The following is a 9,876-nucleotide window of genomic DNA, read 5'->3' as shown; positions in this document are numbered from 1 at the left end:
ACAAACTGAAATTGAATTGAACACAATTGTATTTTACACAATGTGTGTAAAATACCGTCATGATAGGCTTTTATTTGGTCGAATATCCCGGATTTGGTCCCACATACTACTCATTATGTGTAAATAATCACCAAAAAATGTAATATTTTTGTAACATTAATACTATATATTTAGAAACTGTAATGTAACTCGCTTTCATTCTATGAAGTAAGTTAAAAAGTACATAGGTATTTTTGTGTCATCCAAACCACAACTAGCACCAACGTAACCAGTAGATCAGATAACCAGCTAAACGCTGTTAGAATAGGCATGTGAAAACACTCCAAAATTAATTTATTATCAGGAATCATTTAAAAAGATCGAAATGGTTTCTTGTGATGCGTAAAAAAACTGATCTACAAGGCTTACATTGGTACTCATGCAGGAGAACTATAAAGGACATCATATTGTAATCACTATAATATAATTCACATTCAATGGTCGCTTAATGTGTAAAAAGCCTTAATTATCCAAAAGAGTTAGAACAACTCTCGCTAGTGAGTAACTCTCTTAGAATGATTTATATCAAAATTCTGGAGAAAAATATGGCAACCAATGTAACAAAGAACTTAATTGCAAACGAATTTCTAATTCAAGCTAGTCATAAAAGTATCTTTGATATCAACGTGAAGTCACTAACAGACTCGGCTGGCGTATCAAGAAAGTCCTTTTATAATAATTTCGAAAGCATTGATGATTTAATCACTTACATCCAAACCACATTATGCGATCAAATTGATGAAGAATTTAATAAGGAAAGAGATCCCGACGATACCTACGTCAATAATTTGATTAACTGTCTACCGGATCTTGTATATAAGTATCGCGATCAGATTCGCGTCCTGCTTAAACCGAGCCTCAAGGGCATCTTCATGGCTTTTTTAGAGAAAAAGTATAAAAGTAACATCATGAACAATTCTCCCAACTTTCACGTTAAACAAAAGATTCCCAAACATATGATCATGAATCTGCAGGATCAGGCCTTTTTCTTTATCTTGGAGATGTGGATCACCAGCCCGATTCCAGAGGGACCCCAATCCTTTAAAAAGAAACTTCGCGAATACTTTCAAAACAACTGATATTATCAACTCACGACACAAAAATACCGTGTCGTTATTAGATTAATAACGATACGGTATTTTATTTTGAACTATTTAATTAATTTACCGGACACAATCAAACGTTTGGTTTCACCTGGATTTCCAGAAGCACACGTGACCAGCGTGATTTCTTTTTGGTTACCATTATCATTAATCACCGAGATGTCATCTTCAGAGACGATCTTCTTACTGGTAATCTTGTAGGTGTACTTCTTACTAGGATTGGAAAGGTAGATTTTCTGTCCGACCTTCGCTTTTGACAGTGGCGAGAACAACACGTTCGGGTCCTTCATGTGATGACCCGCCAGTACGTAGTTTCTCTCCCCCATCTTCTCGTCCATCTTCATCGTTCCGGCTCCGATCGTTAGATCATCGTCGTTTAACCCCTTAAAGATGGGCAAATCAATCTTTAAATCCGGAATCTTGATACGGCCGATTGCGGGTGACTTCTTGGCCTTTTGACTCTTCATAATGGCGTTCTCGTCGACCGCCTTTACGTTACTAAAATCGTAATCACCCTTACGCTGATTACCTCGTTTAGCCTCCTGTTTGGTGATACTGTTAGCCTTCTGTCCGCCTTGGTATCCAACCCACCAAGAAGTAATCTGGGAATTGAAAACCAGACCAAGACCGACGACGACCAGGACCACAATTAAGAGGTTCCAAAAAAATTTCTTCATTTTCCTACCGCCATTTCGTAAACGTACTCCACTACTACATACGCTTATTCTACCTTATTTCTACTTAAAATCTAAAGTTTCGAACTGGCTTTGATAATTCTTATAATATTCTCGGTGGTGCGTTCGATGTTTTCGGGTCCCCTTTTTAGGGCTTCCTCTGTCGACGTCACTCCGCCTAGGATGTCAATCACGGACGACACCCCGGCATCGTACAGGTCACTAATACCTTCACCGATGTGACCCGTCTCAACAAAGACCGGCTTATGGTACTTCTTGGCTAGTTTAGCCACTCCAAACGGAACCTTTCCAAACTTAGTCTGGGCGTCAATGCTGCCCTCACCAGTGAAAACGCAGTCGGCGTGCTTAATTTTTTCTTCTAGCCCGACCGTCTGTTCCACAATCTCAATGCCGGGACGCAACTTGGCCTTTAAAAAGACCATCAGTCCGGCACCAACGCCACCAGCGGCACCACTGCCAGGGACACTGGTAACGTCCATCCCTAATTTATCGTTAATCACGTGCGCATAACTTCTTAAATTGTTATCCAGTTGCACGACCTGACTGGAGTTGGCGCCCTTCTGCGGACCAAACACCGGCGCTGCTCCGTTCTTTCCGACCAGTGGATTGGTCACGTCTGAGGCGACCACAAACTCGGTCTCGGTGATCCGATGATCGAGTCCGGCAACCGAAATATCGGAGATGCGGCCGATTGAAGCCCCGTTGGGAATGATAACCTTCCCGTTTTCGTCCATGAACTTGACTCCAAGAGCGGTTGCCATCCCGGCTCCACCGTCAACGGTCGCACTCCCACCGATCCCGATAATGATTTTTTGAGCGCCAAAATCCAAGGCAGCTCTAATCAACTCACCAGTCCCAAGCGTGGTCGTAACCATCGGATTGCGGCGGTTTTCGGGAATTAACTCGAGTCCACTGGCCTTGGCCATCTCGATGACTGCGGTCTTGCCGTCACCCAGCATCCCAAAGAATGAATCCACCTTCTGACCAGGAATCGGACCATCAACCGTGACGTCAATCTTTCTGCCGTGAGTGGCGTCAACCAGCGTGTCAACGGTCCCTTCGCCACCATCAGCCATCGGAACTTTATCAATGTGGGCCGACGGATCAACGTTAATGATGCCCGCCGCCATTGCGCCTGCCACTTGTTTGGCTGACATACTGTCCTTAAATGAATCTGGCGCTAAAACAAACCGTAAACTCATGCTCTTCCTCCTTTCGAACTTGTTCATCCATTAAATCGATTATAACGCACAAAAAAAGCACTTCATACACAATGAAGTGCTTTAAATTAATTAACTTGGTAGTGATACTGCTTTTTAAAATTAGCCCCAGTCACCACCGTCATCGTCTTTTTGGAATTATTGTAAAGAACGGTCCACTGGGTCGGACTATCGTCTTGATACGGCATGTGAGGTCCATCGTGCACGTCGTCTAACAACTGCATCCCCTGCTTCTCGGTCTCAATTCCGTGACTTTGATTCAACTTACCGTTGGCCACGTTGTACCGGTCAAAACCAATTCCCTTATGGTACTTACTTCCTGGAGTCTCGTAAAAGTTAGTCAGAACCTGATGATTTCCGGTCTGCGGAATTACCGACATCTTGTTATTTTCGTACTCAACCACGGCACTGTGACCCTTGGCGTCGTTGATCTGGAAGTGGTAACAGCCGTCCGCCGACGCATGCATGTCGTACTTTTTAAGGAGGCTAATGGCCTGATTCGTGTCTTTAGCGTGGTCCAAAATCATCCGAATGGCCACACTGGTGGTGATGTCCGGCTTACTGGTTTGTTGATTGGTGACCTTGTCAGGGACCCACAACACAGCCGCGCTCACGCCCTTTTCGTTAATCCCGTCAAACGGAATGTACGGTGCCGCTAGAGAAATCACCTTGTCAGAAAACTTGCTCATCGACTGTCGATTAAGTCCCAAAAACTTCAAGTCAACCATTGAGATACTCTTGTAACCGTCTTTCGGCGCCGTCTTGACCACCATTGACGGTGAATACTGCAGGTCAAAATTTCTGCCAAACAGGTGTTGACCGTTGGGTGTCGTGGCCGAAAACGTCGTGCAGGCCACCTTGGGAATGTCAATCTTAAGTGGCAGTCCTTTTAAAAGTTGCTTGGACGCAAACTGAACCAACTCCTGGTCGTTTGAGGCCCCCTGTTTTAACAATTTATCTAGGCCATAGTCATTTTTGTACGTCATCTCGTACATGGGATAATTGTTGACCTTTTTCACGGAGTTCAGGGTCGATAATTCGTCGTGAAACATGAAAAAGAGTCCCAACCCGATTACAACTAGTACCGCAACGATTCCAAGTAATCCATATTTAATTATTTTCTTCATTGATTTCGCTCCTCACATGGTATTTACACTATCAAAATGAGCGACCTTTTAGTGACCGAAAATTTCAGCACCAATTAAAAACCAGTGGGCACGCCATTTCGGAAAATGAACCCCTGTGACGTAATTCAAACAATGTCGCAAACAAAAAAGCACTTCATCCGAGATGAAGTGCTTTTTCTGAATCCGATATTTACTTAACAGCTGGGACCACCGGTGCTTGGTAGATCGGGTACTTCTTAATTTCCACGTAACGCGCACAAACTGGTGTGTTGTACAAGTTCACGCCGTCCTTTTGAAACATCTCAAGTTTGGCGATCCGATCCATGGCGTTCTTGACCACTTCTTCACCCAGAGTGCTTGAAGCGTAGTTCAACTTAATGGTCTTAACCTTGTTTTGATCTGATTTAAAAACTAATTCTAAATTTCTCATGTTCATCCTCCTAATTATTCAGCGTCTAAAGTGTCAGTGGAACTCAACGTTGCTTTTTTAAATGAGTCACCGGATAATTCCGCTAAAATCGTACCGAACTGCTTGATCTGATCTTCTGAAACGTTTTGCACCAGGTTGTTAAAAGTGTGTTTGGCGTCAGCGTGACCCTCTCCTGCAAGTGTGTATGTTGCGCTAGTCTTCATCCAATTTCTTTTCATTTTTTCCATCCTCTTCAGTTTATTTTGTTAAGGCAGTTGGCCAACCCCTTACACCTACTAGAAACGAATCACCTAGTCAATGTGTTACCCCAATTGACCTTTTTGATAATCTGCTTTTTCCACTGGTAGAGGGTCTTCCTTGAAACATGCAGTTCTTTCGCAATCACTGTCATCGACTGGCCACGATACCGTCGCATCACCAGCTGGCACTCTTTTTCGTTCAATCGGTTCAGGACTTCTTTAAACATGATGCGTGTTTCGACGTCTTCATCGCCATCGGAAATAACATCCAGATCGGTACTATTTTCCACGTCAATTTTGGAGTTCTCCCTAGTTTCCTTCTTTAAAAGGTCTAAAATGTGCCAGTACACTCCCTGATAAATGAAGTTCAGTCGACTTTTTTCGTCGGCCGGATCACCCGGATAGCGTTGATACGCACTTACAAATGCCAGCCGTCCTTCTGACACCAGGTCCTGATATTGGTCGTAAAATGGTCTGATACCCAGACGTTTTAGTACGCCAAAAATCATAACCTCGTGGTCGCCTGCCATTAAGAAACGAAACGCCGCTTGTTTATTATTCATAAAATTGAATCTCCCTATAGTAGTTTGATCCAAAGGCCTTTGTATCAAGAACTAGCATAAGGTGAGATGAGAATCAGCACCATCCCGGTAAATGGCGGAATTTTGCCGCAAAAAAAGACGCTAGTGAGGCTAACTTCGAAATATCAAAGTTAAAGATGGAATCCATCTTCCACCTTACAGAGATTAATTTAAAAAAGAGCCACTAACAGCTGGCATAATGCTGCCAAAATCAGCGTTAACAAAATTGAAAAGCTGTTTTTGACAGAAAGAATGAACGTCCGTTTTTTGTCCTGAACACGAATAAATTCATGCACATGACGATAGACCACAGGAATCGTTAGCAACACCAGTAACGTACTAACCGGAAGTAGCCGCAACCAGACGGTTACAACTACCATGATGTAAGTCATAACATAATTACCAATGAAAACCACTAAAGACCACTTTTTCCCGATAATCGACGCTAAGGTATGACGGTTTAACTGAATGTCCTCTTTTACGTCACAAAGATTATTGGCAAGCATGATACTAGCCAGTGGAAACAGAGCAAGCGTAGACACCAAAAAGCCATTCAGAAACAGGTGCCAACTAAATTGTACTACCGGCACATTTACCATAATGACGGTGTAAGTAATTCCTACTCCCATCGTCAGCGAACATGCAATTTCACCAAATGGCGTGTGGGAGATTGGCAATGGTCCACTAGAATACAAATAGCTGATGACAAAACCAATCACACCAATTGCTAACAGCCAAATCGTGGACGCAAAGAGCAAGTATATTCCCAAGATGGCCGTTAGGAGCGCAAAGATTAGAGTCGTAATCACTGCCGCCTTAAATGAAATATCATTAACTCCTAGTGAGTTAGTTTGCTCTCGAAACTTTTTGGCTGCTTTTTTAGAAGTCTTAAGGGCGGAGTGATAATCAGCCAGATTATCCAACGAGTTGGCCATAAGCTGGATTAAAAGACACGCTAGTAACAAAATAATAGAATTAAAAACGTCGACTTTCCTGTAATCATAGCTGACAAACATTAATCCCAATAAAAAGGGAATCACGGTTGACACAAGCGAACTCGGTTCCGTTAGGGCAATTAATTTATGAATATTCATTTTAACCTCCTGCTGAATCCGTTAAAGAATCCCGCAAAAATTAATTTGTTGAGAAAAGATGTAACATAGTGAATTTAGTAACAAATGTTAACTATTTAATAAAAATAGCTTTTGCTTTGTCAAATCATCTTTTCTAATAAATACTATTATAATAGCACTTTGTAACCATATTTACATAAAACATTTTTGCTCTACTTCATGTTAATTTATAAACAATATGTTAGACTTTCACGGTTCAATCCTGCTATATTGAGTGGCACAGAAAGGAGGAATACCATGAAACTAAACGAACTTAGAGACGCCCAGTACGTGATCGATCTCGTCCTGATGTATCAGGATGCCTATATCAAGAAGCAACAAAAAGAAGAACTGTACTCATCGCTACCAGTATGCGAACTTAACGATCATGAAATCATCCGCTTAAATCCATACAACGTCACCCCAACCTTCAAAGACAAACGCTCAATTTGGGACTTTGTGCCAAATCACAGTCAACTAAACAAAACTGATGATAACTTTCAGGTCCAAACCGACCAGGTCAAGGACCGAGATGAGGCCAACCGACTGGGATTTATCCGCAACCAATTCTTCAAGCAGAAATGCTACAACGGGGTCAACACCATCGGTGACGAATTCTCAGGAAACATCACCACGGTCTCAGACGACGAGAGTCAGTTCCATGACCTAATCGACAATCCAACCATGTTATTGGAGTATGCGCTCAGTTTTATCTCTGAGCTAAACCTCTCCAAACTTGAAAACGCCATTGACGACAACGTGGCCTATCACGTCGAACACTACGACTTAGGTCAGGTCTTTAACTTTGAGATTTTTGCCGATGACGATGATTTTCGCATCATTAGCTTTCAATAATTAATTTTGTAATCACAATTTAATTTCCAGAGACTAGCACCCAGAAACGGGCACTAGTCTTTTTATTACGGTTCATAGTACCTCATTATGAACTAAAAATACGTTTAATTTTCTTTTAAAATAATGTATTATTTTTACATATGATCTCAATTAATAATTGGTTCCTGTTAGTATCTTAGATGAATAAAATATTGCGGAGTCTGGTAACTTTTAACAACGGGAGTTCGATTCTTCCCTCTGCACTTAACTACTTATTATGTTTAAATTTTAAAAGTTTAATTACGATCTTTAATATATATGATTTGTACATTCCTCTGGCGGGGCTTTTATAAATATAAATCATACATAGGTAGTTAATTCCAAAGAGAACTAATCGGAAAGGGACCTTTGATTAATACTTGCTTATTAATCAAACCAATTTTCTTATTTTTTCTCTTACCTTAGTCATGGTAGGTCAGCGATGGCTCGGATCATCTGGGTTCGATTCCCAGACTGACCATATTTAACAAAACCGTTATCGAAAAAGTAGTATACTTATAATGTTCTAAAAATTTAGGAGTAGGACCTTGCGCGTTAAGTGTCGGCGGAACGGAATGTGAACGCTGAACGAAAAACTAACAGTTTGCGGTGCTTGGTCCGCATTCGCCACTTTAATTTATGCCAATTTTGGTGGCAGCTCCACTAAGGAGATGTCAGTATGAAGAAAGAATTAGAACATTGGGGGATGCGCCCCCTGAGCACCAAGGGATTAACCTATTTAGCGGTCTTGATGGCCATTAAGATTGTGCTAGGTAAGATTCAGTTTCAGACCAGTTATCTGGAGATTGGTTTTGGCTTTATTGCAGCGGTCTTTATCGCATGGTGGTTTGGTCCGTTCTGGGCCTCTATCTCGGCGGTGATCTTAGATATCTTGCAATCCTTGATTAATGGTTACGGATTTTTCATCGGTTACACTTTTACCGCCGTGTTAGCCGCCCTGATATATAGTTTTGCTTTTTATCACCACCAAAAAATCGGTTGGGTGCGCTTGACGATCACGATGGTAATTGTTACGTTAGTGATTAACGTCTTTTTCAACACCCTCTGGATTTCAATCATGTCCAACACGTCGTTTTTCTATTACCTGCCAATCCGGATTGTCAAAAACATCATCGCAACCCCGATTCAAATCGTAATCCTTTACGTGTTAATGAATAACAGAGTCATTCAGCACATGAAACCAAACGTTTTTAAAAGTAAATAATTAATGAAAGGGTCCCTGAAGTTTAAACTTCAGGGACCCCTTTTTTAGTCTTATCACATACACAAAAAGCGACCAAATTCATTTCGAATTTGATCGCTTAATGTTAACAGATATTAAAATCTTTTTTATTTATGGTTTTAATATCTAGCTAAAATTGCTTATTGGTTCTTCTTACGTCTCTTAAGTCCGTTAAGAATTCCCCAAAGTCCAACCATTGCGAGTTCAATAACACCTGCAGCAGTTACTAGGTCATTGTTACTTTGTCCGGTTTGAGGCAATTTGTCTGCTTTATTATTCTTCTTTTCAGCATTTTTACCGTTGTTACCGTGATTATTAGTAGCATTACCGTTGTCTTCTGAGGTATTCGTTGAATGGTTGTCACTCGTTGAAGTGCTAGTTGAACCATTAGTGTTGATAGATAAACTATCGCTCGTCGATTGAGAACCACTTAATGAAGAACTAGCACTTGTACTGGCAGAGTTGACATCACTCATTGAAGTGCTAGTTGATTCACTGGCGCTGGTACTTGCCGAATGATTTGTACTCATTGAAGTACTCATCGAACCACTGGCACTTGTCGATAAGCTATCGCTGGTGGATTGACTGCTACTCAATGAAGCACTGGCACTTGTACTTGCGGAATGATTGTCATTCATTGAAGTACTGATTGAGCCACTTGTGCTGGTACTTAGTGAGTCACTTGCACTAGTAGAAATACTATCACTAGTACTGGTTGAGCCACTCACACTTGTGGAATTGCTTAAGCTACCACTTGTGGAAGCACTGCCACTTACTGAAGAACTAGCACTCGTACTTTCAGAATGATTTGTGCTCATTGAGGTACTAGTTGAGCCGCTGGCACTCGTTGATAAGCTGTCACTCGTCGATTGAGAACCGCTCAGTGATGCACTGGCACTCGTACTTTCGGAGTGATTTGTGCTCATTGAAGTACTAGTTGAGCCACTGGCACTCGTTGATAAGCTATCACTCGTCGATTGACTACCACTTACCGAAGCGCTGGCACTCGTACTTTCAGAATGATTTGTGCTCATTGAAGTACTTGTTGAACCACTGGCACTTGTTGATAGGCTATCACTCGTCGATTGACTACCACTTACTGAAGCACTAGCACTTGTACTTTCGGAGTGATTTGTGCTCATCGAAGTACTAGTTGAACCACTCGCACTTGTTGATAGGCTGTCGCTTGTCGATTGACTACCACTCATTGATGC

The 9,876-nt window shown here is 41.7% G+C and carries 11 protein-coding genes and 1 riboswitch; of the genes, 3 read left to right on the top strand and 8 right to left on the bottom strand.

Going from position 1 to position 9,876, the window contains the following annotated elements; all coding sequences use genetic code 11:
* The first annotated feature begins 584 nt into the window (after window positions 1-584).
* Window positions 585-1,118 (top strand): hypothetical protein, encoded by a 534-nt coding sequence (locus AC6UDD_RS00055; protein WP_500717242.1) that lies wholly within the window; start codon window positions 585-587, stop codon window positions 1,116-1,118.
* 71 nt (window positions 1,119-1,189) lie between these two features.
* Here the strand turns inward: AC6UDD_RS00055 and AC6UDD_RS00050 are convergent, their stop codons facing one another.
* The 7 genes from AC6UDD_RS00050 to AC6UDD_RS00020 all read right to left on the bottom strand — a co-directional run bounded on the left by AC6UDD_RS00050 (window position 1,190) and on the right by AC6UDD_RS00020 (window position 6,528).
* Window positions 1,190-1,819, bottom strand: a complete 630-nt coding sequence (locus AC6UDD_RS00050) for a class A sortase (RefSeq protein ID WP_500717240.1) — start codon at window positions 1,817-1,819, stop codon at window positions 1,190-1,192.
* 71 nt (window positions 1,820-1,890) lie between these two features.
* Entirely contained in the window at window positions 1,891-3,039 is a 1,149-nt protein-coding gene (locus AC6UDD_RS00045; RefSeq protein ID WP_500717238.1) for a glycerate kinase, read from the bottom strand.
* Window positions 3,040-3,125: 86 nt separating this feature from the next.
* On the bottom strand, window positions 3,126-4,184 hold the full coding sequence (locus AC6UDD_RS00040; RefSeq protein ID WP_500717236.1) for a linear amide C-N hydrolase: 1,059 nt from the start codon (window positions 4,182-4,184) through the stop codon (window positions 3,126-3,128).
* A 190-nt stretch (window positions 4,185-4,374) separates the two neighbouring features.
* Window positions 4,375-4,614: a DUF2922 domain-containing protein gene (locus AC6UDD_RS00035; RefSeq protein WP_500717233.1), complete on the bottom strand. Its 240-nt coding sequence runs from the start codon at window positions 4,612-4,614 to the stop codon at window positions 4,375-4,377.
* A 14-nt stretch (window positions 4,615-4,628) separates the two neighbouring features.
* Entirely contained in the window at window positions 4,629-4,832 is a 204-nt protein-coding gene (locus AC6UDD_RS00030) for a DUF1659 domain-containing protein (RefSeq protein ID WP_500717231.1), read from the bottom strand.
* 68 nt (window positions 4,833-4,900) lie between these two features.
* The gene (locus tag AC6UDD_RS00025) at window positions 4,901-5,383 is read right to left on the bottom strand and encodes a sigma-70 family RNA polymerase sigma factor (protein ID WP_500717229.1); all 483 of its coding nucleotides are present in this window, start codon (window positions 5,381-5,383) and stop codon (window positions 4,901-4,903) included.
* 221 nt (window positions 5,384-5,604) lie between these two features.
* A complete protein-coding gene (locus AC6UDD_RS00020; protein ID WP_500717227.1) occupies window positions 5,605-6,528 on the bottom strand; it encodes a prenyltransferase in 924 nt (307 codons plus the stop codon).
* Window positions 6,529-6,804: 276 nt separating this feature from the next.
* Here AC6UDD_RS00020 and AC6UDD_RS00015 point away from each other — a divergent pair, with 276 nt between their 5' ends.
* Window positions 6,805-7,401 carry a hypothetical protein gene (locus AC6UDD_RS00015; RefSeq protein ID WP_500717225.1) on the top strand — a complete coding sequence of 199 codons (597 nt, stop codon included), beginning with the start codon at window positions 6,805-6,807 and terminating at the stop codon, window positions 7,399-7,401.
* 552 nt (window positions 7,402-7,953) lie between these two features.
* A riboswitch (THF riboswitch) is annotated at window positions 7,954-8,051 on the top strand.
* Window positions 8,052-8,098: 47 nt separating this feature from the next.
* A complete protein-coding gene (locus AC6UDD_RS00010; RefSeq protein ID WP_500717223.1) occupies window positions 8,099-8,644 on the top strand; it encodes a folate family ECF transporter S component in 546 nt (181 codons plus the stop codon).
* A gap of 158 nt (window positions 8,645-8,802) precedes the next feature.
* Here AC6UDD_RS00010 and AC6UDD_RS00005 read toward each other — a convergent pair.
* On the bottom strand, window positions 8,803-9,876 hold a 1,074-nt coding region (locus tag AC6UDD_RS00005; RefSeq protein ID WP_500717221.1), incomplete at its 5' end, for an LPXTG cell wall anchor domain-containing protein.

The sequence above is a fragment of the Fructilactobacillus sp. X2R1C3 genome (assembly GCF_059901425.1).
Note: the sequence above shows the minus strand (reverse complement) of the source record. Positions and strands in the feature narration are given on the sequence as shown.